Raw genomic sequence first — 21,264 nt, 5'->3', positions numbered from 1 at the left:
CCCGTCACCCGTGCCGCGGGACGGCGGCGGACCGGCCGCGCGCGGCGATGGTCACCGTGGGCACCGCCCACGGACGGACCTCTACCACGAAGAGGCTCCCGGTCACCCCGTCCTTGGCCCACTCCAGCGCCATCGGGCGCCGGAAGTGCTGGTCGGCGGCCACCGACCAGGCGGCGATCTGCTGCAGCTCGTCGTCGGTCAGCACCAGAGCCATCCGCTCGTCGTACGTCGTCGGAACGGTCCGCGTCCCGCGCGGGTCGCCGTACACGACCTTGGTCAGCTTGGCGCCGCGGTGCCGCACGATCAGCGGCCGTCCGCCGGGATGGACCGAGTACAGGTCGGCGTCACCGGCGGGCGGCTCGCCCAGACCCCAGGTCGCCCGGATCCGGACGAACGTGCTCTCGCCCCGCGCCGTCCCGGAGGCGCCGAGGTCGGCGCGCACCATGGTCTGCACGGTCACCGGCATCACAGCGTCGAGGTGGTCCAGGCCCATGGCCTCACGGTTGCCGACGGCGACCGTGCCGAACAGCGACGCGAAGCACCGCCGGCAGGCCGCGACCACGTCCGCGCCGGTGCGCAGGTGCAGGAACACCTCGTCCTGCACACCGTCCGCCCCGTCGACGGGGCTGCACCGGACCGCGACGTCGGTGCCGTCGCCGCCCAGCTCGTCGTACGCGGTCAGGATCTCCTCGGCGAGCGCCGGCGGCATCGGCGCGTCGCGGAACGCCGTGCGGATCTCCGCGGCGGCCACGACCAGATCGCAGCCGGCCCGGAAGCGGCGGATCCACTGCGCGATCAACGGGTCGAGCCGGGTCTCGCGGACGAACTCGCGGTACGCCGCCGCGGTCAGCGCGAACCCGTCGGGCACGCGGATCCCGTCGCCGGCCAGTGCGGCCAGCCGGGCTGCCTTCACCCCGACCCGCTCCGATCCGACGTCGCCGTCGAGCCGTACGACGTACTCGGTGTTCATCTCTCCTCCAGAGCTGCTGGTCAGAGCGAGGCGGCGACGAGCTCGGTCAGGTCGACCAGACGGCTCGTGTAGCCCCACTCGTTGTCGTACCAACCGAAGACCTTGACCAGGTGGTCCTGGACCTGGGTGAGCTGCGCGTCGAAGATGCACGACGCCGGGTCGCCGACGATGTCGCGCGACACGATCGGATCCGTGGTGTAGCGCAGGATCCCCTTCAGCGGACCGGCCGCGGCCTCGGCGAACGCCTGGTTCACCTGCTCGACCGTGACCGGCCGGGAGACCTCGACCGCGAGGTCGGTGAGCGAGCCGTCCTCGATCGGCACCCGGACCGCGACGCCGTCGATCTTCCCGGCCAGCTCCGGGATCACCAGCCCGACCGCGCGGGCCGCTCCGGTGCTGGTCGGGATCAGGTTGACGGCGCCGGACCGGCCGCGCCGCAGGTCCTTGTGCGGGGAGTCCAGCAGCACCTGGTCGTTGGTGTAACTGTGGATCGTCGTCATCAGCCCGCGCTCGACGCCGAACGCCCGGTGCAGCACCGACACCATCGGCGCCACGCAGTTCGTCGTGCACGAGGCGTTCGAGACGACGTCGTGCGCCGCCGGGTCGTAGTCGTCCTCGTTCACGCCGAGGACGACGGTCGCGTCGACGTCCTTGCCGGGCACCGACAGGATCACCTTGCGGGCGCCGGCGATCAGGTGCGCGCCGGCGCCGTCGCGGGTGCGGAACTTCCCGGTCGACTCGATCACGATGTCGGCGCCGACCGCGGCCCAGTCCAGCCGGGCCGGATCACGCTCGGCAGTCGCGAGCAGCCGCCGGCCGCCGACCGTGATCGTGTTCGCGGTGTGACCGACCTCCACCTTCAGGGGACCGTACGTCGAGTCGTAGCGGAGCAGGTGCGCGAGCGTCTCCGGTGCGGCGATGTCGTTGACCGCCACCACCTCGATGCCGCTGGATCCGCGCTCGAGCACACAGCGCAGGTAATCCCGCCCGATGCGCCCGAACCCGTTGATCCCCACTCGCACGCTCATGATCGGCCCCTCCGTCGGTCGGCTGTGTCCCTCCTTCTCATTGCATCGGCGAAGGCGGCGGCGCTTGCAGGGCCGAAGGTCCCGGCTGCGGCCGCCGGACGACCGCGAGCACCACCAGGGCCAGCCCCAGCAGCAGCGTCAGACCGGCGCTCACGAGCACCACGATCCAGACCCACTCCAGCGCGGGTGCGGTCGCGCCGGCATCCGCGCGGACCGTGACGTTCCCGCTGCCGTCGGCGGCCATCACGACGAGCGTCCACTCGCCGTTGTCGATCGGCCAGGTGATCGACTGCTCCCCCGGACCGGAGGCCTGGACCCGCCAGATGCCGGTCTCGGTCGGCGGCACCGGCGGCGGACCGCCGGCGTGGTCGACGTACGCCGGCCGGTTCATGCCGATCGACCGGACGGTCGCGTAGCCGACACCGTTCAGGTACGTCCGCACGTCGGCCGACCTCGCCAGGCCGACGAACACCGGAATGCCCTCGGTCGAGACCACCCGAACCCGTGCGTCACCGAACCAGTCCCGTGGGACGTTCGTCGCGCCGGCGTCGATCGTGATGTTCTCGCTGACCAGCGCGTAGCCGCTGGTGCTCAGCGTCACGTGGCCGGAGTTGACGAAGCCGGCCGAGTCCCGGCGGCCCTCGTCGAGCCAGGCCAGCGTCCCGCCGACGGTCAGGCCGAGGACCGAGGCCAGCGTCACGACAATGCCGAGGACCAGCGCGACGACCCGTCCGGCCGTCATCCGCGGCCCTGACTGCCCGGGCGGCGCCGGCGGCGGCCCTGACTGTCCCGGCGGGCCTGACGGCCCGGACTGGATCGGCCGGTCCTGCGGCCGGTCGGCGAGCGGCGGGCCGCCGGGCGGCGGCTCGTGCAGCCTCGTGGTACCGGGGTCGTCACCGCCCATGTCCAGGCGGAACGGCGGGTACTGGTCGACCATCAACCCGGCGTACGCCGCCACCCGCAACACCCAGCGGTTCATCCCGAGCACCAGATCGAAGACCGAGCGCGGGTACTGCCCGGTGAACAGCAGCACGATCGCCGCCACCAGGACGAGCAGCCCCACCAGCCCGCCGCTCCAGGCCCAGAACCGGTCGTCCGCCTGCGTCGCGAACCAGGTCCCGCTGCCGACGAAGAAAGCGACCACGATGTACTGCGGGATCGCCAGCAACCACCACTTCACCAGCACCAGACCGCGCGACAGGTGCTCGGGGTACTTCACCTCGAGGTGCGCCGGGTAGTCCGGCACGTCCTGCAGCGTGAACGGCGGGTACTTGTCCGTGCCCAGAGCGCCGTAGGCGTAGAACTGCACCCGCCACGACCAGCGCAGTACCCCGACGTTGAACTCGAAGATCCCCCGCGGGTACCGGCCGGTGAACAGGATCGCGAAGAACGCCACGAAACTCAGCAGCGCGAACGCGATCCACAACACCGCCAGCACGAACAGGTGCGGGATCACCAGCACCCACTTCACCAGCCACAACCAGCGATTCAGCCGGTCGTCGAGTGCCCCGTCCACCCGGACCGGGTACGTCGTCGTACTCATCACGTCCTCCCCTGCGTCCGTTGTCTGTGCGTCATCCGTCCCTGCCAGCGTCGAACCGGATCGGGCCGGATGAGCAGGGCCGAAGGTCCCGCCGAAGGCACGTCTTGCTCCCCTGACCGCCCACCCGGCGGCGGCGCACGGTGGAGATGATGAGCAAGGAGGCAGTGATGGACGAGAAGGTCGTCGATCGGCCGCTGCCGGCCGACGCCGACGAGAAGTTGCGCGAGCAGGCGGTCGAGGAGCTGCGCAAGCGTCGTGACCTGGCCGGTCACGTCCTCGCCTACCTGATGGTGAACACGTTCCTGGTGGTCATCTGGTACCTGACCGGCGCAGGGTTCTTCTGGCCGGCCTTCCTGCTGTTCGGCTGGGGCATCGGCCTGGTCTTCCACGCATGGGACGTGTTCTGGCCGCAGCCGAGCGAGAGCGCGGTGCGGTCCGCGATGGACCGGATCCAGCGCCGCCGCTGACGCCGCTCATTTCTGGCCGCGCAGCCAGCGTGGGGCGATCGTCCTCCACTCGGCGTCCCAGGCCCGCAGGCGGCGACGGTCCAGCGGGATCCTGGCGAGGCGGAACAGGCCCCACAGCAGCAACCACGAGCCGAGGACGGTGAACGTCCCCGCGGTGGCGCCGTACGCCGCGTCGTCCGACGTGGAGCGCGGCGCGGCGACGATGGCGCCGGACCGGTCGAGCCAGACCGTCACACCGGCGCCGGACTTGGTGCCGCGGACGACGGTCGTGTAGCCCTCGCGTTGGGCGCCTTGGGCGTCGACGTACCCGACCTTGATGACGGTCAGTACGTCCCCGGGCACACTCGGTACGTCGTGCTCGGCGCTCTCCAGGGTCTGCGCCCGCACCTCGTGCAGCGCCGCCCGCTGCCGCTGCGACGACGCGTCAAGCGTGTTCCGTACCGCGTTGCCGGTCGCCGCTCCGATCGGAAGCATCAGCAGCGCAGCGATCAGCGCGCACCACAGCAGCGTGCTCTCGAGCCTGTCGGTCCGACGCCGCATGGCGTTGCGGCCGATCCCGAGCCGACGCGTCTGCATGAGCACCCACAGTTCCCCGGACCGTTGCTTGGCGGCACTCATGAACACACCCCTCCTGGCTGCGGCTCCCCCTCCACACCACGTTCGGCCTTCCGGGGACCCCGTGGTCAGGGCCCAAGGTCCCGACCTTGGCGGACCACCGGACCCACCTCAGTCGCCGAGCAGTACGTCCTCGGCCGGGCGCCTCGGCGTCGGCCGGACCTGCGTGCCGTAGCCGAACCGGATCACCGACTGCGGACGCTGCCACGGCCCGAGGGGATCGTTGATCTCGCCGCGGAGTTCCTCGTGCTCGATCGCCTGGTTCAGCATCGAGGTCGAAACCCCGCGGGCGGTGGCCTCCAGCAGGACGTGCTCCAGCGCCTGTCCGGCGCGCAGCCACTCGATCGGCCCGTCGAACCGGGTCGCGAGCACCGCCAGCTGCGGCTCCCGCTCGAAGTCGGCCGCCGGCCGCGCCGCGTCCGCCTCGGTCGCGGCCAGGTCCCGGACGACCGGGGCGCCACCCGCGGCCCGCGAGCCCAGCGCGCTCGACGGGACGCCGTCGGCGGTCCGGTCGCCACCGACCCAGCGCCGGCGCTCGGCCGTCCGCGCCGCATCCTCGTCGTCCGCGGTCACCGCCTCGTTCGTTGCCATCTGCAACCACCAGCGCCGGGTCGGCTTGTCGATCCACTGCAGGACCGCGCCCTCGACGCGGGCGCACAGGTCGAGCTCGACCCGCAGCTGCGCCGGCAGCCGCTGCTCGGTGAACGGCTCCCGGTTCGTCCGGCGCTCGGTCAGGTACGGCGCGAGCGCCGCCATCGGATCGTTCGGCGCCGCCTCGAGCTCCACGACGGCGACCAGGTCCGGCCGCCGCTGATCGACGAGATGCCTGACCACCGACCCCATCCCCCGGGCGGCCGCGGCCACCCGGAGGTTGAAGATCGCCGCGCCGAGCGACACGAACAGCATCCGCCGCGACGGATCCTCCGCCGGCAGCTCGCGCTCCCGGTCCCGGTACACCTCGACCGCCCGGTCCGCGAACCGGAACCGCCACGGCTGCGTGTTGTGCATCGACGGCGCCAGCACCGCGGCCGCCAGCAACGCCTTCCGGTCCTGCTCGCTCAGCATCTCGTCCATCCCGACCACCTTCGTCAGCAGGTTCAGAACCGGAACACCACGCGGGCCGGGATGTCGCCGGCCAGGACGGCCTCGATCGACTGGTTGACGTCGTCGAGCGTGCGGTCGACGGCGATTACCTTGGTCCGGCCCGCCGCGTGCAGGGCGAAGACGTCGGCCAGATCGTTGCGGGTACCGACGATCGAACCGATCACGGTCTTGCCGTTCAGCACCGTGTCGAAGATCGGCAGGCTCAGTGCGCCGTCGCCCGCCGGCAGCGCGACGCAGACCAGCCGTCCGCCCCGGCGCAGCGACCGGAACGCCTGGTCGAACGACCGCGGGTCAGCCGCCAGGGCGACCGCGACGTCGGCGCCGCCGAGGGCCTGGATCGCCTCGACCGGATCGGTGGTGGCCGCGTTCACCAGGTGATCCGCACCGAGTTGCTTGGCCATCTCGAGCTTGCTGTCCTCGATGTCGACGGCGATCGTCACGCCGCCGGCGATCCGCGCGTACTGCAGCGCCAGGTGCCCCAGTCCGCCGACGCCGAAGATCGCCACGGTCTCGGCCGGCGCGACACCGGCCACCCGGATCGCCTTGTACGTCGTCACGCCGGCGCAGGTCAGCGGCGCGGCGTCCCGGGAGGAGACCTCGTCCGGCACCGGGTTCGCGAACGCGGCGGGCAGGACGGCGTACTCGGCGAAGCTGCCGTTCACGGAGTAGCCCGAGTTGCGCTGCTCGAGGCAGAGCGTCTCCCACCCGCCGATGCAGTAGCGGCACTTCCCGCACGCGTAGCCGAGCCACGCGATCGCGACCCGGTCACCGACCGCCCGCTCCGTCACGCCGTCGCCGAGCTTCTCGACGATCCCGACGCCCTCGTGTCCGGGCACGAACGGCGGGCTGGGCTTCACCGGCCAGTCACCGTGCGCGGCGTGGATGTCGGTGTGGCAGAGCCCGCTGGTCTCCATCCGTACCAGCACCTCGCCCGGCCCGGGCTCGGGAATCGGTACCTCCTGGATCTCCAGCGGTTTCGTGAAGTCGGTGACGACAGCTGCTTTCATGACAGTCCTTTCAGACCTTTCGGACGGACGGGAATCGGATGCGCGCACACGACCGGCTCGCCGGGTGACGAAGTGGCCGCCGAGCCCGGCAGGAAGCGAGAACCCCGCCGGACCGCCGGACGCGACGTCGAGCAGGACCGCGTCCTGGCCCCAGGCCTGGTCGAGCCGCCGGTCGATGTAGAACGGGCTGCCCTCGATCTCGCCGAGCAGCACGTCACCCGGACGGACCGGGAACTCGTGCTCCGGGTAACACATCGGGGTGCTCCCGGCGCCGCGGTCGGCGAACTGGACGAACATCACCGGCGCCCCGCGGGTGTCGGTCAGGTGACGGATCGCTTGGCGGGCAGCCTCGGTGGCGGTGATGCGACCGGCCGGCCTCAGGGACTCGGGGGCCTCAGAACGGTTGGGTGCGACGTACTGCATGGCCCTGCTCCTTCGGATCGGCGCGTCGTGCTCTTCGAGCGAACAGCCGCCGGGACGTCGCTCGTAGGGCCGAAAGACCTGTCCGGCGGGTGCCGGAATGCGGCATGGTTCAGGGATGGAGAAGTTGCCGAAGAAGGCCTACGAACGCGAGTTGCTGCGACTGCAGGCGGAGCTGGTGAAGTTGCAGGAGTGGGTGCGCGCGGAGCGCGCCCGGCTCGTGGTCGTCTTCGAGGGGCGCGACGCCGCCGGCAAGGGCAGCACGATCAAACGCGTCACGGAGTACCTCAACCCCCGCGTCGCGCGGATCGTCGCGCTGCCCGCCCCGACCGAGCGGCAACGCACCGAGTGGTACTTCCAGCGGTACGTCGAACACCTGCCGGCGGCCGGCGAGATCGCCCTGTTCGACCGCAGCTGGTACAACCGCGCCGGGGTCGAGCGCGTGATGGGGTTCTGCACCAACCAGGAGTACGCCCGGTTCCTGCACCAGTGCCCGATCTTCGAGCGGCAGCTGGTGGAGGACGGCGTCCTGCTGCGCAAGTACTGGTTCTCGGTCAGCGACAGCGAGCAGGAACGGCGGTTCCGCAGCCGGCTCGAGGACCCGATGCGGCGCTGGAAGCTGTCCCCGATGGACCTGGAGTCGATCACCCGCTGGGAGGACTACTCGCGCGCCAAGGACGAGATGTTCGTCCACACTGACATCCCGGAGGCGCCCTGGTACGTCGTGGAGAGCGAGGACAAACGCTCCGCGCGGATCAACATGATCGCGCACCTGCTGTCGACGGTCCCGTACCACGAGGTGCAGCGGCCGCCGCTCGCGCTGCCGCCGCGGCCGCCGTCGAAGGGGTACGAACGTACGCCGCGGGAGATGCAGACCCAGGTGCCCGACCACGCGGCCCGCCTGCGCGACTGAAGATCCGTCTGAGAGTCCAAGGTCCTGCACGGAGAGGACCGACGGCCGGTGCGGACGGCGGCGCGGGAGGCCGATGCTCGGGTCAGATCGGCTCCAGGAGGTGGACCGTGGGCGCACAGATCAGAGCTGTGCCGTGGGTACGGCAGTTGGTCATCGACACCGGGCGCGCCGCACGGCGCAGGCACGCCATCCACGGCCTGTTCGAGGTCGACGTCACGTCGGCGCGCGACGCCTTGCGCCGCGAGCAGGCCGACCAGTGGTTCACCGCCTTCGTGATCCATTGCGTCGCCGCGGCGGTCGCCGCGGATCCGGGCATTCAGGCGTACCGCAACCTGCGCGGCCGGGAGGTCGTGTTCGACCAGGTCGACGTGGGGCTGCCGATCGAGGTCGAGGTAGACGGGCAGCCGTTCGCGTTCACGCATGTGCTCCGCGACGCCGGCCGCCGCGCGATCAAGGACCTCCACCAGGAGATCCACGCGGTCAAGACCGATCCGCATCTCAGCCCGTCGGTGCACAAGGCGCCATGGGTGCACGCGTACCTGTTGCTGCCCGGCTTCGTCCGGGTTCCCCTGCTCGGAGCCCTCCACCGGCTCCCCCACCGTCAGCAGTCGCTGGCGGGCACCGTGGGTGTCACGGCGGTCGGCATGTTCGGCGCCGGAGCGGGCTGGGGCATCGGCTTCCAGCTGCACACCCTGAGCGTCGTGGTCGGCGGAATCGCCCGGCGGCCGATCGTCTTCCAGGGCACGCTGGTGGAACGCGAGTTCCTGCAGCTGACCGTCAGCGTCGACCACGACGTCGTCGACGGCGCGCCGGCCGCGCGTTTCATCGGCCGGTTGCGGGAACTGCTCCAGGCCGGCGACGGCATCCCCACCGGGCGCGCGGGCGCCGCGCCCGTCCACTCCCGGAGGATCGGATGAAGCACCTCCCGGTCGTCGTCGGCATCGACGGCTCCCCCGCTGCGGACGTCGCGATCAAATGGGGCACGCAGGAGGCCGCCGCGCTGCGGAGCCCGCTGCACCTGGTCTACGCCCTCGCCCCGGGCAGCGCGCCGGCGCAGGCCGGGGAGGTCGTCTACAAAGCGGTCGCCCAGGCCCGCGGCCTGATGCCGGGGATCGTCATCGACTCCCGGATCGAGAGCGGCTCGCCCTCGGCGGCGCTGGTCAAGGCGTCCGGCTCGGCGGCGGTCGTGGTGATCGGCAGCCGCGGCCTCGGCGTGATGATCGGCGCCCTCGTCGGCTCCACGGGGCTCGACCTGGCCGCGAACGCCCGCTGCCCGGTGGTCGTCGTACGGCCCGATCTCGGCGGCATGGCCGGCGTCCGGGTGGTCATCGGGTACGACGGTTCGCCGGCCAGCGACACTGCTCTGGACTTCGGGCTGGAGCACGCACGCCGGCACGATCTCGCCGTCCGGGTGATCGCCGCCGAGCCCGCCGGGACCGCGCTGCACCGGATCAGCGAGAACGAACTCCGCGAGGCCGTCCACGCCCGCGGCGGGCACGACGCCGAACTGGTCCACATCACCGGCCATCCCGCCGAGCACATCCTGCGCCTGTCGTCCGACGCCGCGCTGATCGTGCTGGGCGCGCGCGGCCGCGGCGGCTTCGCGGGCATGCTCATCGGCTCGGTCAGCCAGACCGTTCTGCACCACGCCGACTGCCCCGTCGCCATCATCCCGGCCGCCGCAGCCGGCGGCTGACACCTCCGGGTGCTCAGATGAAGATGATCTGGGCGCCGTCGGTCTTCTCGATGAAGTCGGCGGCACTGATGATGCCTTCGACGTCCTCGGACAGGTCCGACTCGTCGAGGTGCATCATGTCGGCCGACATCCGGCACGCCCAGAGGTGACCGCCGGAGGCGACGATCTGCTCGAGGAACTCGGGGACGTCGGGGACGCCGATCTCCTGGATCTGCTTCTTCATCTGGTGCGTCGCCATCGCGGTCATCCCGGGCAGGCCGCCGAGGCCCTGCGGCAGGTGCGTCGCGGTGTTGCCGAGCATCGTGAACTTCAGGTCGTGCATCCGCGACTTGGTGATCATGTCGAAACCCCAGAACGTGAAGAACAGATGCGTCTCCACGCCTTCGCCGAGCGCGGCGTTGGCCAGGATCAGGCCCGGGTAGGCCATGTCCAGGTTGCCCTTGGAGCAGATGATGGCCAGCTTGCGGCCCTCGGTCGCCGCGTCGCCGAAGTCCGGCGTCACCAGCGACGAGGTGTCAATGGTCGTGGTCATGGTGTCCTCCTCAGACACAACCGCGGGGTTTCGGCAGGCCGGCGACGTACGCCATCTTCTTGGCCGGCTTGCCCGGGAACAGCACGAACAGTTGCTTCACCGGGATGCCGGCCAGGGTCGACACCCGGCGCAGCGTCGCGGTCTCGCCGTGCGCCGGGTAGTCCTGACGCAGGAACCGGATCGCCTTCCAGTGCTCGTCGGTGAGCTCGATGCCGATCCGCGCGGCGAGCTGTCCGGCGAGCTCCTCGGTCCACTCGTCGTACTCGGTGAGGAAACCTTCCGCGTCGGTGTGGATCGAAGGGTGCACGGTGGTCATGGTCGGACCTCCTCGTCCGGTCGGTGTTTGCCGCTCATCGACATCCGGGTGGGGACCGGCAGCCGGTGCCCCGGGAGCAGCAGGTTCCAGTAGATCCAGCGGAACGCGAGCTTGCCCCAGTGGTTCGCCTTCGTCTCGCGGAGCAGGGACAGCGGCCCGAGTCCGCCCAGCGGGTAGCGGCCGGGCAGCGGTTCGGTGTCGTAGTCGAAGTCGATCAGCAGGCCCTTGCCGTCACCGGTCTCGACGAAGCAGTTGGCGTGCCCGTCGAAGCGGTGCGTCATCGCGCGCCCCTCGACGTACTGGCAGAAGTTCGCCACGAACACCTCGGCGGAGAAGTGCGCCACCGAGCCGGCCTTCGACGTCGGCAGGTCGTTGGCGTCGCCAATCGCGAAGATGTCCGGGTGTGCCGTGGACTGCAGGGTGCCCTTGTCCACCGGGACGTAGTTCAGCTCGTCGCCGAGCCCGGAGGCTCCGACGAAGTCCGCACCCATGTTCAGCGGCACCGTGACCAGCAGGTCGTACCCGATCTCGCGCTCGTCGTAGCTGACCAGCACCTTCCGGTCGGCGTCGACCCGTTCGACCAGGAAGTCGGTCTCGACCGCGATCTTGCGGTCGTCGAGCAGACCGCCCAGGTACCGCGCCGCGATCGGCTTGGTGAACGCGCCGTCCAGCGGTGTCACGTAGACCAGCTCGACCTGGTCGCGCATCTCCCGCCGGCGGAAGAACGCCTCGGCGAGGAAGGTGAACTCCAGCGGCGCGACTGGGCATTTGATCGGTTGCTCCACGACGTGGACGACCAGACGGCCGCCGGTGAAGCCCTGCAGGGCGTCGCGGAGCGCGAAGGCGCCGTCGTAGGTGTAGAAGTCGTGGATCGTGCGATGCCATTCGCTGCCCAGCAGGCCGGGAGTCTGGTCCGGCCGCGGGCTGGTACCGGTGGCGATGACCAGGTAGTCGTAGCAGACCACCTCACCGTCGGACAGCCGGACGGACTTCCGCTCCGGGTCGACGGCGGCGATCTCGCCGATCAGCAGCTGGATCCCGTTCCGCAGCAGCCGGCGGCGCGGTTTCAGCAGATCCTCCCGCCCGCCGAAGGGGACGAACAGCAGACCGGGCTGGTAGAGGTGATCGCGTTGGCCGTCGATCACGGTGATGCGCCAGTCGTCGAGCGGCAGGCGGCGGCGCAGCTTGTTGGCCACCATGGTGCCGGCCGTCCCGCCACCGAGGATCACCAACCGTCTCATCGTCAGATCCTTTCTGGGCCCGGCCCGGTGCACCGGGCCGGGCCGGTCGGAGGGCTTCAGTCGGTGTGCTCGATCGTGATGGTGCGGGTCTCGGCGGCCTTCGCCGAGATCGGCACGGTCACTTCGAGGATCCCGGCCCCGTACTTCGCGACGACGGCCTGCTCGTCCGCGCCCTCCGGCAGCAGCACCCGGCGGGTGAGCGTGCCGTAGTGGAACTCCGAGCGGGTACCTTCGCGCTCTTCCTGCTGACGGGTCGCGGTGACGGTCAGCATGCCGTTCGCGACCTCGACCTTGATGTCCTTGTCCGGATCCAGGCCGGGCAGCTCGGCACGGACGACGTACTTGTCGCCGTCGGCGAACTCCTCGATCCGGACGCCGCGCAGCGTCGCCGGCATCGTGAACAGGCTCGGCAGGCCCTCGGCCCAGTCGAACAGTTCCGCGAACTGCCGGCGATTGTCCCTGTGTTGCAGCGTGCTCGCCATGGTGTCTCCTTCCTGTCGCCTTCGCTTGCACTTCCACCACACCTCGCGATCCGTCACCGGAGCAGGGCCCTCCGCACCGGAACGAGCCGGACCTTCGGCCCTCCCCCCGCGGCGTTCGGAGAACGAAGCTGCGGAGAGGAAGGAGCGACGCATGCGCAGCGCGACGGCGACCCCGCCGGTCCGGTACCGCCGGGTCTGGTCCGCGGTCTCCCTCGTCCTGCTGGTCGCTCTGATCGAGTACGTCGTCCTCCCGAAGCTCGCTCCCGCGCGGGATTCCCTCGATCGGGTCACGCAGCTCGATCCGCTCTGGATCGTCGCCGCGGGCGTGCTCGAGGCCGCGAGCCTGGTCAGCTACTCGCTCGTCACTCGCGCGCTGCTGGGTGGGAGCCGGGTCCGGTTCTCGTGGATCCTGCGCTCCGACGTCACCGGGTACGGCGTGAGCCACGTCGTACCCGGCGGCGCGGCGACGGCGACCGCGCTCCGCTTCCGGCTGCTCCAGTCGGGCGGCGCGCGAACGACGGACATCACCGCGACGATCACGGCCGAGGCCGTCGGTTCGTACCTTGCGCTGCTCCTGATCGCCTGGCTGACCTCGATCCCGGCCCTGTTCCTGCGCGACGCGACGCCGGCGTACCTGGCGATGTTCCTGATCGGGCTGGTCGCGATCGCCGCCGGCGTCCTCGCCGTCCGGGAGCGTTCCGCCCTCGAACGGTTCGCGGCGCGCCTGCTGCGGGTGCTCCTGCGCCGGCTCCCCCGCCGCGTGCGGCCCTGGGTGACGTCGGTCGCGCTCCGGCTGCGTGACCTGCTCGCCGCCCGCGAGGTCCGCAAGGCCTTCCTGATCTGGGGAACGCTGAACTGGCTTCTGGACGCGGCCGTGCTCTGGACCTTCCTGCTCGCGTACGGCGAACTCGTCGGTCCGGTGCCGCTGCTGCTCGCGTACTGCGCCGCGAACCTGGCCGCCGCCGTTCCGCTCACGCCCGGCGGCATCGCGATCGTCGAGGGGATCGCGATCTCGACTCTGATCGGCTTCGGCGTCCCCGGCGAAACCGCCGTCCTCGCCGTCCTGTCCTGGCGGCTGCTCCAGTTCTGGGCGCCGGTCCCGGCGGCGGGCCTGTGCTATCTGAGCCTGCGAGCCCAGCGCGGCTTCCTGCCCAGGCGGTAGCCGACCAGCAGCCCGAGCAGCGCGATCGCTCCGCCGGCGAGGCCGTCGACGATGTAGTGGTTGGCAGTCAGCACGATCGCGCAGAACATCAGCACCGGCATCAGCCAACCGAACAAACGGATGATCCAGTGTGCGCCCAGGCTCGCGACCGCGATCCCCATCAGCAGGTTCCAGCCGAAGTGCAGGCTCGGCACGGCCGCGTACTGGTTCACGAAGGCCGGCGGCTGCAGGACCCGGTACGCCGAGGTGCGCTCGGTGACCGTGTCGACGAAGCCGTACGCCGTCAGGAACCGCGGCGGCGCGACCGGGAACGCCGCGAAGATCACCAGCCCGATCGCACCGGACAACAGGATCGCATTCCGGAACGTCCGGTACGCCTCACGCTGCCGGATCAGCAACCACAGCAGCGTGGCGACCACCACCGGCCAGTGCCCGTAGATGTAGATGTATCCGAACAGCTCGGCCAGCCAGCCGTGCTGGATCACGACCTCCTGCAGCCGCGGTTCGACGAAGATCCCGGTCGATCGCTCCAGGGCGATGACGTTCTCGGCGTTGCGGTAGGCGGTGTCGATCCGCGTCGTCATTAGTCCGCGTACCACGAAGTACAACAGGATCGCCGCCGTGATCACGAGCAGCTCGCGAGCCACCTGACGCATCCGGTGCGTCACCCGCAGTACCGCCGTCACATCTCCTGCCACCATCGGCCGCACCTCCTCCGTCCACGCTCGCAACCGGCCGGTCCGGCGACCTAGAGGCATAGCGCCCGGCCGGGCCGGGACGAAGGTCCACGACAGGCGCCGAGATGCCGGATTTGCATCGGCCGGTTATGGTCCTGGCATCGCATTGCCGGGTGGCGCGTCACCGTGCGTCGCACCGGAGGCCCCGGAAGGACCCCTCATGCAACTGGGCCGAGAACATTTCACACGTCTGGGGCGTGGCGGCCGAAAGATCATCACTCATCGCGGCGTGCGCCTCGCAGCGCTCGTCACAGCGGTCGTTGTTTCGCTGTGGAACGTCGAACGCGTCCCGCACACCGCCGTACTGCCGGCGGTGCTCGGACTGCTGCCGTTCGCGATCGGCAAGTACGTCCTGTGTCCGCTGCGGTGGCACGCGATCTCGACCAGCGGCCGGACCCGCCGCTGGCACCTGCGTGCGTACGCGGAGAGCGAGATCCTCGGGCTGATCACGCCGTGGCACGCCGGCGCCGACCTGTGGCGGGTGCATCGGCTCGAGACCGCCGGAGTACGCCGGGCCAGCGCGGCCGCCGAGGTCGCGCTGGACCGCTTCGTCGGCGCGGTCGGTCTGGTCGTCGCGGTGGCGGTCACCGGAGTGACGCTGCCGTGGACGGTGCTGGCAATCGCTCTCGGCGCCGCTGCGCTGGTCCTGGTGGCGGCCCTCGTCGTACGACACCGGCGTCCGAGCCTCACCGGCCGCTGGCCGTGGCCGTCGCCGAAGGTGTTCGCGCTCGGCGTGCTGCTGTCGATCGGCTACCAGGCGACGATCCTCGGTCTGCTCGTCGGAGCCATCGCCGCGGTCGGCGGCCCGGTGCCCGGGCTGCAACTGGTGGCGGTGTTCGGCGCGAGCCAGGTGGCCGGCGTACTGCCCGGTGTCCACGGCGCCAGTCCGCGGGACGGAGCCCTGGTGGCCGGGCTGGCCGCGATCGGCGTCTCGTGGCGCGAGGCGTTCGGCGCGGTCGCACTGACCACGTTGCTGTACTGGATCCCGGCGTTGCTGATCGGCGGCAGCCTGATGTTCCTGCGCTGGCGCGGCTGGTTCACCGAACGGCACCCCGAGACGGCATGATGCGACCACTCGCCATCGCACACCGCGCCGGCAACGACCTCGGCCTGCTGCGGTCCGCCCTCGACGGCGGCGCCGACCTCGTCGAGGCCGATATCCATGCGTATCGCGGCCGCTTGGAAGTGCGGCACCGCAAGACGCTCGGGCCGTGGTGGCTGTGGGAGCGTGGCGAGCTCGTACGGCGCCGCGACGTACGGGTGCCCGAGCTTCACGAGCTGCTGACCGCGGCCGAGGGCGATCCGCGGTTGATGCTGGATCTCAAAGGGATCCATCCGTGGCTCGCGCGGCGGCTGGCGGCCGAGCTGCCCGGGACCGCGATCACCGTCTGCACCCAGCACTGGTGGATGCTCCGCGCCTTTCGCGACCTGGCGAACGTCCGGCTCGTCCTGTCGGCCGGAAGCCGCCGCGGTCTCAGGCGGCTGCGCGCCCGGCTCCGGCGGCGGCCGGCCTACGGCGTCTGCGTCCACCGGCGGCTGCTCACACCCGAGACGGTGACCGAGCTGAGACGGACCGTCGAGGTGGTGTTCACCTGGCCGGTCGACACCGCGGCCGACCTCGCCGACGCGCAACGCCTAGGAGTCGACGGGGTGATCGGCAAGAACCTCGGCGTCCTGGCCCGCTGACCGGCCCGCTGAAACAGGTCCAACGCCCCCTGTGACGGCGCGCCCCGCGACGGATGCTCGAAGTGAGGACGGCGTCGTCCCCTGCGGCCGCCGCCCCGAGCCTGCCGAAGGGAGTCGCCATGTCCAAGCCGTCGACCGCCAACGCGACCCGCGGAGTACGGCGGGTGCCTCCGTCGTCGACCGGATGGTTCGTCTGGATGACCGGGCTGTGGATCGTCTTCTTCGTGCTGATGTCCCAGGGCCGGCTGGACGATCTGGCCGCCTGGATCCGCGACCTGCCGCTGGTGGCCGAGATCCTCGTCTGGATCGCGTTCTTCCCCCAGGTCCTCGCCACCGCCGTCTGGACCAGCGACTGGTCCGACGCCCTCCGGACCACACTGGTGGTCCTCTTCGCCGCCGCCTGGACCATCGTCTCGATCCCCAGGCCCCGGTCCGGTCGGAGGTGAAGGCGATGCGACTCCGCGTCCGCGACATCCTCGCCGTGGTGCTGCTGCTGGCCGTCCTGGTGCCGTACGTCGGCTACCTCGTCGACAGCGACGTGCCTCTGATCGACGACCCGCGTGCCATGGCGTCCACCGGTTTGTTCCTGGGTGGCCTCGCCTTCTGGGTGATCCGTGGCGGTCAGCGCACGACCCGGCTCGGACGCGTCGAGGCCGGGGCAGCTGGGCTGGCCCTGGTGCTCTACGTCCTGACCATCGCGCTCGCCGCGACGGGTGGCGTCGAGTTGCTGCTCGCCGCCTTCATGTGCAGCCTGTTGCTCGTCCTCGCACTGGACCTGCTCGACCGGGGCAGCCCGCGGCATGACGCCGTAGTTCGCCGATGACCGTTCAGCAGACCTCTCCGCGGGGCTTGTCCGCGGAGCAGGCCGCACTGCGGCTTGCCGAGCACGGACCGAACAGCATTCCTGCGCCGCGGCCGCCGTCGCCGTGGCTACGGGTCCTCGTCCAGCTGCGGGATCCGATGATCCTGCTCCTGATCGCGGCCGCGATCCTCACCGCGTGCCTGCGCGACTTCACCGACCTCACGGTCATCCTGGCCGTCGTCGTCCTCAACACCACCGTCGGCGTCGTCCAGGAGATCCGCGCCGAGCACGCGCTCGCCGCGCTCAACCGCCTGGCGGCGCCGCACGCCACCGTACGGCGCAGCGGCCATACCACCGTGGTGCCCGCCGCCGACGTCGTACCCGACGACGTGGTCCTGCTCCAGGCAGGTGACGTCGTACCGGCCGATCTCGTCCTGTTCGACGCGGTCCAGCTGCAGGCCGACGAGTCCACCCTCACCGGCGAATCCGTTCCGGTCGAGAAGGACCCGGCCGACGAGGTGTTCGCCGGAACCGTCGTCACCCGCGGCCGCGGCACCGGCACCGTCACCCGGACCGGACCCGGAAGCGCCCTCGGCCAGATCGCCGCACTGTTGTCGAACCAGCGCCCACGAGCGACGCCGTTGCAACGCAGACTCGCTGGGCTCAGCCGGACGCTGAGCATCGTCGTCGTCGCGCTCTCCGCGATCGTCGCCGTAGCCGGCCTGGTCCGCGGGCTGCCGCTCCCGAGCATGGTCGTGACCGCGGTGAGCCTGACGGTGGCCGCCGTCCCCGAATCGCTCCCCGCGGTGGTCACCCTCGCGCTCGCGATCGGCGCGCACCGCATGGCGCAACGCGCCGCGGTCGTCCGCAAACTGCCGGCCGTCGAGACGCTCGGCGCGGTGACCGTGGTCGCGACCGACAAGACCGGGACGCTCACCGAGGGCATCATGCAGGCCGAGCGGCTCTGGACCGAGTCGGGCGCGGCCACCGCGACCGGCGTCGGCTACGAACCTGCCGGCCAGCTGCGGCCGCCCGATTCCGGCGCCGTCCGGCGGCTGCTGCGTGACGTTGCCTTGTGCAACGACGCCGCGCTCCGGCCGCCGGCGGCCGACCCCGCCGACCCCGCCGACCCCGCCGACACTGCCGACACTGCCGACACCGCCGACCGTGCCGCCTGGCAGCCGATCGGCGATCCGACCGAGGCCGCGCTCCTGACCCTCGCGCATCGCGGATCGGTCGACCCCGACGAGCTGCGCGCCGCGTATCCGCGGACCCACGAGGTGCCGTTCGACAGCACCCGCAAACGCATGACCACGTTCCATGAACAGCCCGGCAGCGACGATCTCCTCGTCATCGGCAAGGGGGCACCCGAGGTCATGCTCACCGCCGACGTCACGCCGTACGGCGACATCGCGCGGGCGAAGGACGTCGCCGCGGAGCTGTCGGAGGCCGGGTACCGCGTGCTGGCGGTCGCCGACAACACCTTGCCGCCCGGTGCGCCCCGGACCGAGAACGACCTGCGGCTGGCCGGGCTGGTCGCGATCACCGATCCCGTGCGGCACAACGCCGCCGAGGTGGTCGCGTCGTTCGGCCGGGCCGGCATCGGCCTGCTGCTGATCACCGGCGACGCCCCCGGCACCGCGCTCGCGGTCGCCGAACGCGTCGGTGTCCACGACGGCCAGGTCGTCACCGGTGCCGACATCGACGCCGGCCAGGACCCGACCGCCGGCCGCGTGTTCGCACGGATCCGGCCCGAGCAGAAGCTGGGCATCGTCCGCGCCTGGCAGGCGAAGGGTCACGTCGTCGCGATGACCGGCGACGGCGTCAACGACGCGCCCGCGCTGCGGCGCGCCGACATCGGCGTCGCGATGGGCCGCGGCGGCACTGAGGTGGCCCGCCAGGCCGCGGACCTGGTGCTGACCGACGACGACCTCGGTACGGTCGAGGCCGCGATCGAGGAAGGCCGGCGGATCTACACCAACATCCGCACCTTCCTGCGGTACGCGCTCGGCGGTGGCCTCGCCGAGGTGCTCGTGATGCTAATCGGTCCGCTGCTCGGCTTCGCCGTACCGCTGCTGCCCGGGCAGATCCTGTGGATCAACATGCTCACGCACGGTCTGCCCGGCGTCGCGATCGGCGCCGAACCCGCCGATCCGCGGGCTATGCGGCAACCGCCGCGGTCGCCGCAGGAGCAGATCCTCGGTGCGGGCCTGTGGCAACGAATCGCGTGGACCGGCGCCCTGATCGCGACCGTGACGCTGACCGCGGCCCTCTGGGCCCGGAGTGCCGGTGCGCCGTGGCAGACCCTGAGCTACCTCGTCCTCGGGCTTGCCCAGCTCGGTGTCGCGCTGGCGTTGCGCCGGCCGACTCCGTCGGCCGGCCGACGCCTCCGCTTCCTCGACCTCGCGGTCGCCGGCGCCGTGGCGGCCCAGGTGCTGCCGCTGATACTCGCTCCGCTGCGCGACCTTCTCGGGCTGCAGGCAGTGACAGGCACCGAGGTCCTGTACGCGGCCGCACTGGCCTCGGTGCCTGGTCTGGTCACCGCCGTCAGCCGGCTCGGTAGAGCGAACCGCCGCCGGAGATCGCGATGGCTGCCGCCTTACCGCCCACGTTCAGCGAGACGATGAAGGTCGAACCGGACGAGCGCGCCTTGAAGGTGACCGCTCCCGACGCCCGGACCGGGACGACGAACGACAGGATCGACGCCGTCTTGCCGGAGCGAGCCATCATGATCGTCGGTGCGGACCTCCGGACGTAGCTGCTCGGGTAGGTCCAGCCCTGGATCGGGCTGCTCTGCCCCTGCTTCACCAACGTCGCTCCGGCCGGCAGTGCCTGCTTGAACGGCACCTGGAACAGGACCGTCCTGGTGCTGTCACCTGACGCGATCGCGGTTGCGGTCGTCCGCGAGTAGACGGTCGCGCGCTGATCCGACGGCAGGTGCCACAGCGTCTGGAACGACTGAGCGGTCCGCGCGGAGGCAACGTCCCACGTGACGATCAGGTCCGGGTTCTTCAGCACCAGAACCCTCCGTACCCGGCTGATCCCGCTTCCCGGTGCGTCGGTGAACACGTAGGACTCTGAGGTGGTCTTCACCGAGTACGCCGCCAGCCTGGTGGTCGGGTTCGTGTACGTCGACATCGGTGTGGTCATCACGCTGTGCGCACTGGGTCCGAGCGTCCACGTGCGCCAGACCCCCGCGTTGTACGCCGCGTACCCGCCGTTGATGACGATGTCGCGACCACGGGCGGTGTAGGTGATGCCGGTGTGGTCGAAGTGCCCGTGGAACGCCCGCGGCGGGCCGTACCTGATGCTGTACGCCGACTCGCCCTTAAAGCCCCTCGTGGGATCGGTGCCCCACCCGGTCCGGCCGAACACATAGCCCGCCGAGTAGACCCCGACCCGCCATGGCGGCGCGGTGCCCTTCGTACCCAGTGAACCGGCGTACTCCATCGGCGTACCGCTCCACGGGTACGTCGCTTGCAGCTCGGTGTCCCCGATCTGGGGCAACCGGCCGACCGAGTTCGTCGCCAGCGTCAGCCACTTGGCCAGCAGTGCTCGCCGGGTCGTGATCGTCGTCCCCGGACTCACCCCGCCGTTCTGCAACACCGCGACCGCCCTGCCCCACAAGGAGTAGTTGAACGAGGCGTAGCCGGTCGACTGCTCGTTGGTCGAGCCCTGTGCGTCGATCGAGGTCGTGATGCCGGCCGCGAGACGTTTGACGGCGAGGTTCTTGTAGTCGCTGCGATTGAGGGTGACGCCAACGCCGAAGAGCGCGATGCTCTCGTCCGTGCCGTGATTCCACGCGCCACTCCAATAGTTGGTGAGGAACCGCGCGTGACTCAGCAGGGCCGCGTCCACCCACGCGTACCGAGCCGGGACCGCGGTCACCTTCAGCCCGGACAGGATCGCCTGCCGCAGGCAGATCAGCACGTTGGTGCGGTGCATGGTGGACTCCCATGCGCCGACGTTCGCCTTCCACGAGTACGGATTGTCGCGGTACCAGTCGTAGGCGATCGTGTTCACCCGGGTCAGTGCCGTCAGGTTGCCCGTGCTCGCGGCCGCGATTCCTTGGCCGAGCCAACGAAGCGAGTGGAACCACATGTACCAGCTGGCGTTCTTGTACGGATTCAGCGACCAGTTGATGTTCCCGCCGCCGTTACCGACCTTGTACGCCGCGTACGGTCCCCAGGTGAACTTGTCGGCGTACAGATTCGCCAACGGATTCGTCTTCTCGAGTCCGCTGTAGCCGGGGCACGCGTAGAACGGTGCCGCCAGGCTCTGGACCGCCGCGGTGCCGATGTCCGTGGCCGGCGCGGCCGTCGGTGGTACCACGTTGCTCGCGCCCGGCACGAACTGGGACTCCCCCGGGTCCTGCGATGCCGGATCGATCGTGATGCCTGTGGTGGTCGCCGGTGTTGCTGTCGGTGCCCGGCTGGCACCGGCCGTCGTTCCTGCCCCCAGCAGCAGAACGGCGATCCCAACGATGACGCAGTACGCTCGTTTGAATCTCATCGTTCTTCCCCCCTTCTGCACCGCCGCCGAA

Annotated in this window: 22 protein-coding genes; 10 read left to right on the top strand and 12 right to left on the bottom strand. The window is 70.7% G+C overall.

Going from position 1 to position 21,264, the window contains the following annotated elements; translation table 11 throughout:
- Positions 1-4: 4 nt before the first annotated feature.
- The 3 genes from ACWEOO_RS21430 to ACWEOO_RS21420 are packed head-to-tail and all read right to left on the bottom strand — an operon-like array spanning position 5 to position 3,541.
- A complete protein-coding gene (locus ACWEOO_RS21430; RefSeq protein WP_452144484.1) occupies positions 5-970 on the bottom strand; it encodes a PEP/pyruvate-binding domain-containing protein in 966 nt (321 codons plus the stop codon).
- 20 nt (positions 971-990) lie between these two features.
- Positions 991-1,998 (bottom strand): type I glyceraldehyde-3-phosphate dehydrogenase, encoded by a 1,008-nt coding sequence (gap, locus tag ACWEOO_RS21425; RefSeq protein WP_452144483.1) that lies wholly within the window; start codon positions 1,996-1,998, stop codon positions 991-993.
- 37 nt (positions 1,999-2,035) lie between these two features.
- Complete coding sequence (locus ACWEOO_RS21420) at positions 2,036-3,541, bottom strand: DUF4389 domain-containing protein (protein WP_452144482.1); 1,506 nt, start codon at positions 3,539-3,541, stop codon at positions 2,036-2,038.
- Between the two features lie 149 nt (positions 3,542-3,690).
- Between ACWEOO_RS21420 and ACWEOO_RS21415 the strand changes: the two genes are divergently transcribed.
- Positions 3,691-4,008, top strand: a complete 318-nt coding sequence (locus ACWEOO_RS21415) for a 2TM domain-containing protein (protein ID WP_452144481.1) — start codon at positions 3,691-3,693, stop codon at positions 4,006-4,008.
- A 6-nt stretch (positions 4,009-4,014) separates the two neighbouring features.
- Here ACWEOO_RS21415 and ACWEOO_RS21410 read toward each other — a convergent pair whose 3' ends face one another.
- The 3 genes from ACWEOO_RS21410 to ACWEOO_RS21400 all read right to left on the bottom strand — a co-directional run bounded on the left by ACWEOO_RS21410 (position 4,015) and on the right by ACWEOO_RS21400 (position 7,157).
- Positions 4,015-4,626: an Rv1733c family protein gene (locus ACWEOO_RS21410; RefSeq protein WP_452144480.1), complete on the bottom strand. Its 612-nt coding sequence runs from the start codon at positions 4,624-4,626 to the stop codon at positions 4,015-4,017.
- Positions 4,627-4,734: 108 nt separating this feature from the next.
- Positions 4,735-5,697, bottom strand: a complete 963-nt coding sequence (locus ACWEOO_RS21405; RefSeq protein ID WP_452144479.1) for an Acg family FMN-binding oxidoreductase — start codon at positions 5,695-5,697, stop codon at positions 4,735-4,737.
- A gap of 23 nt (positions 5,698-5,720) precedes the next feature.
- Complete coding sequence (locus ACWEOO_RS21400) at positions 5,721-7,157, bottom strand: DUF779 domain-containing protein (RefSeq protein ID WP_452144478.1); 1,437 nt, start codon at positions 7,155-7,157, stop codon at positions 5,721-5,723.
- Between the two features lie 115 nt (positions 7,158-7,272).
- On the opposite strand from ACWEOO_RS21400, the gene ppk2 reads away from it, so the two are divergent.
- From ppk2 to ACWEOO_RS21385, 3 genes are all read left to right on the top strand, one after another.
- Positions 7,273-8,067 carry a polyphosphate kinase 2 gene (gene ppk2 / locus ACWEOO_RS21395; protein ID WP_452144477.1) on the top strand — a complete coding sequence of 265 codons (795 nt, stop codon included), beginning with the start codon at positions 7,273-7,275 and terminating at the stop codon, positions 8,065-8,067.
- A 107-nt stretch (positions 8,068-8,174) separates the two neighbouring features.
- Positions 8,175-8,984, top strand: a complete 810-nt coding sequence (locus ACWEOO_RS21390) for a 2-oxo acid dehydrogenase subunit E2 (protein ID WP_452144476.1) — start codon at positions 8,175-8,177, stop codon at positions 8,982-8,984.
- Positions 8,981-9,763 carry a universal stress protein gene (locus ACWEOO_RS21385; protein WP_452144475.1) on the top strand — a complete coding sequence of 261 codons (783 nt, stop codon included), beginning with the start codon at positions 8,981-8,983 and terminating at the stop codon, positions 9,761-9,763. Before ACWEOO_RS21390 ends, ACWEOO_RS21385 begins: the two co-directional genes overlap by 4 nt.
- Positions 9,764-9,776: 13 nt before the next feature.
- On the opposite strand, the gene ACWEOO_RS21380 is transcribed toward ACWEOO_RS21385, so the two are convergent.
- The 4 genes from ACWEOO_RS21380 to ACWEOO_RS21365 are packed head-to-tail and all read right to left on the bottom strand — an operon-like array spanning position 9,777 to position 12,334.
- Positions 9,777-10,295, bottom strand: a complete 519-nt coding sequence (locus tag ACWEOO_RS21380; RefSeq protein ID WP_355691002.1) for a DsrE/DsrF/DrsH-like family protein — start codon at positions 10,293-10,295, stop codon at positions 9,777-9,779.
- A 10-nt stretch (positions 10,296-10,305) separates the two neighbouring features.
- Positions 10,306-10,611 (bottom strand): TusE/DsrC/DsvC family sulfur relay protein, encoded by a 306-nt coding sequence (locus tag ACWEOO_RS21375; RefSeq protein WP_363718265.1) that lies wholly within the window; start codon positions 10,609-10,611, stop codon positions 10,306-10,308.
- Entirely contained in the window at positions 10,608-11,852 is a 1,245-nt protein-coding gene (sqr, locus tag ACWEOO_RS21370) for a type III sulfide quinone reductase, selenoprotein subtype (RefSeq protein WP_452144474.1), read from the bottom strand. The genes ACWEOO_RS21375 and sqr overlap by 4 nt, the downstream gene beginning before the upstream one ends.
- 56 nt (positions 11,853-11,908) lie before the next feature.
- Positions 11,909-12,334 (bottom strand): Hsp20/alpha crystallin family protein, encoded by a 426-nt coding sequence (locus ACWEOO_RS21365; protein ID WP_363718263.1) that lies wholly within the window; start codon positions 12,332-12,334, stop codon positions 11,909-11,911.
- 151 nt (positions 12,335-12,485) lie between these two features.
- On the opposite strand from ACWEOO_RS21365, the gene ACWEOO_RS21360 reads away from it, so the two are divergent.
- Positions 12,486-13,496, top strand: coding sequence for a lysylphosphatidylglycerol synthase transmembrane domain-containing protein (locus ACWEOO_RS21360; RefSeq protein WP_452144473.1), 1,011 nt, complete (start codon positions 12,486-12,488; stop codon positions 13,494-13,496).
- Here the strand turns inward: ACWEOO_RS21360 and ACWEOO_RS21355 are convergent.
- Positions 13,451-14,197 carry a phosphatase PAP2 family protein gene (locus tag ACWEOO_RS21355; protein ID WP_452144472.1) on the bottom strand — a complete coding sequence of 249 codons (747 nt, stop codon included), beginning with the start codon at positions 14,195-14,197 and terminating at the stop codon, positions 13,451-13,453. The genes ACWEOO_RS21360 and ACWEOO_RS21355 overlap by 46 nt on opposite strands.
- 265 nt (positions 14,198-14,462) lie before the next feature.
- Between ACWEOO_RS21355 and ACWEOO_RS21350 the strand changes: the two genes are divergently transcribed.
- The 5 genes from ACWEOO_RS21350 (at position 14,463) to ACWEOO_RS21330 (ending at position 19,348) form a co-directional block, all read left to right on the top strand.
- Positions 14,463-15,299: a lysylphosphatidylglycerol synthase domain-containing protein gene (locus ACWEOO_RS21350; protein ID WP_452144471.1), complete on the top strand. Its 837-nt coding sequence runs from the start codon at positions 14,463-14,465 to the stop codon at positions 15,297-15,299.
- Positions 15,296-15,919, top strand: coding sequence for a glycerophosphodiester phosphodiesterase (locus ACWEOO_RS21345; RefSeq protein ID WP_452144470.1), 624 nt, complete (start codon positions 15,296-15,298; stop codon positions 15,917-15,919). The genes ACWEOO_RS21350 and ACWEOO_RS21345 overlap by 4 nt, the downstream gene beginning before the upstream one ends.
- A gap of 119 nt (positions 15,920-16,038) precedes the next feature.
- Positions 16,039-16,365 (top strand): hypothetical protein, encoded by a 327-nt coding sequence (locus ACWEOO_RS21340; protein WP_452144469.1) that lies wholly within the window; start codon positions 16,039-16,041, stop codon positions 16,363-16,365.
- A 5-nt stretch (positions 16,366-16,370) separates the two neighbouring features.
- Positions 16,371-16,742 carry a hypothetical protein gene (locus tag ACWEOO_RS21335; RefSeq protein WP_452144468.1) on the top strand — a complete coding sequence of 124 codons (372 nt, stop codon included), beginning with the start codon at positions 16,371-16,373 and terminating at the stop codon, positions 16,740-16,742.
- Positions 16,739-19,348 (top strand): cation-translocating P-type ATPase, encoded by a 2,610-nt coding sequence (locus tag ACWEOO_RS21330; protein WP_452144467.1) that lies wholly within the window; start codon positions 16,739-16,741, stop codon positions 19,346-19,348. The genes ACWEOO_RS21335 and ACWEOO_RS21330 overlap by 4 nt, the downstream gene beginning before the upstream one ends.
- Here ACWEOO_RS21330 and ACWEOO_RS21325 read toward each other — a convergent pair.
- Positions 19,269-21,233: a heparinase II/III domain-containing protein gene (locus tag ACWEOO_RS21325; RefSeq protein WP_452144466.1), complete on the bottom strand. Its 1,965-nt coding sequence runs from the start codon at positions 21,231-21,233 to the stop codon at positions 19,269-19,271. The two genes, ACWEOO_RS21330 and ACWEOO_RS21325, sit on opposite strands and share 80 nt — an antisense overlap.
- Positions 21,234-21,264 lie beyond the last annotated feature (31 nt).

It is taken from the genome of Kribbella sp. NPDC004138, assembly GCF_053603655.1.
Note: the sequence above shows the minus strand (reverse complement) of the source record. Positions and strands in the feature narration are given on the sequence as shown.

Coding starts and splice junctions, on each gene's coding strand:
- ACWEOO_RS21430 (WP_452144484.1), bottom strand. CDS start 970: ATGAACACCGAGTACGTCGTACGGCTCGACGGCGACGTCGGATCGGAG.
- gap (WP_452144483.1), bottom strand. CDS start 1,998: ATGAGCGTGCGAGTGGGGATCAACGGGTTCGGGCGCATCGGGCGGGAT.
- ACWEOO_RS21420 (WP_452144482.1), bottom strand. CDS start 3,541: ATGAGTACGACGACGTACCCGGTCCGGGTGGACGGGGCACTCGACGAC.
- ACWEOO_RS21415 (WP_452144481.1), top strand. CDS start 3,691: ATGAGCAAGGAGGCAGTGATGGACGAGAAGGTCGTCGATCGGCCGCTG.
- ACWEOO_RS21410 (WP_452144480.1), bottom strand. CDS start 4,626: ATGAGTGCCGCCAAGCAACGGTCCGGGGAACTGTGGGTGCTCATGCAG.
- ACWEOO_RS21405 (WP_452144479.1), bottom strand. CDS start 5,697: ATGGACGAGATGCTGAGCGAGCAGGACCGGAAGGCGTTGCTGGCGGCC.
- ACWEOO_RS21400 (WP_452144478.1), bottom strand. CDS start 7,157: ATGCAGTACGTCGCACCCAACCGTTCTGAGGCCCCCGAGTCCCTGAGG.
- ppk2 (WP_452144477.1), top strand. CDS start 7,273: ATGGAGAAGTTGCCGAAGAAGGCCTACGAACGCGAGTTGCTGCGACTG.
- ACWEOO_RS21385 (WP_452144475.1), top strand. CDS start 8,981: ATGAAGCACCTCCCGGTCGTCGTCGGCATCGACGGCTCCCCCGCTGCG.
- ACWEOO_RS21380 (WP_355691002.1), bottom strand. CDS start 10,295: ATGACCACGACCATTGACACCTCGTCGCTGGTGACGCCGGACTTCGGC.
- ACWEOO_RS21375 (WP_363718265.1), bottom strand. CDS start 10,611: ATGACCACCGTGCACCCTTCGATCCACACCGACGCGGAAGGTTTCCTC.
- sqr (WP_452144474.1), bottom strand. CDS start 11,852: ATGAGACGGTTGGTGATCCTCGGTGGCGGGACGGCCGGCACCATGGTG.
- ACWEOO_RS21365 (WP_363718263.1), bottom strand. CDS start 12,334: ATGGCGAGCACGCTGCAACACAGGGACAATCGCCGGCAGTTCGCGGAA.
- ACWEOO_RS21360 (WP_452144473.1), top strand. CDS start 12,486: ATGCGCAGCGCGACGGCGACCCCGCCGGTCCGGTACCGCCGGGTCTGG.
- ACWEOO_RS21355 (WP_452144472.1), bottom strand. CDS start 14,197: ATGGTGGCAGGAGATGTGACGGCGGTACTGCGGGTGACGCACCGGATG.
- ACWEOO_RS21345 (WP_452144470.1), top strand. CDS start 15,296: ATGATGCGACCACTCGCCATCGCACACCGCGCCGGCAACGACCTCGGC.
- ACWEOO_RS21340 (WP_452144469.1), top strand. CDS start 16,039: ATGTCCAAGCCGTCGACCGCCAACGCGACCCGCGGAGTACGGCGGGTG.
- ACWEOO_RS21335 (WP_452144468.1), top strand. CDS start 16,371: ATGCGACTCCGCGTCCGCGACATCCTCGCCGTGGTGCTGCTGCTGGCC.
- ACWEOO_RS21330 (WP_452144467.1), top strand. CDS start 16,739: ATGACCGTTCAGCAGACCTCTCCGCGGGGCTTGTCCGCGGAGCAGGCC.
- ACWEOO_RS21325 (WP_452144466.1), bottom strand. CDS start 21,233: ATGAGATTCAAACGAGCGTACTGCGTCATCGTTGGGATCGCCGTTCTG.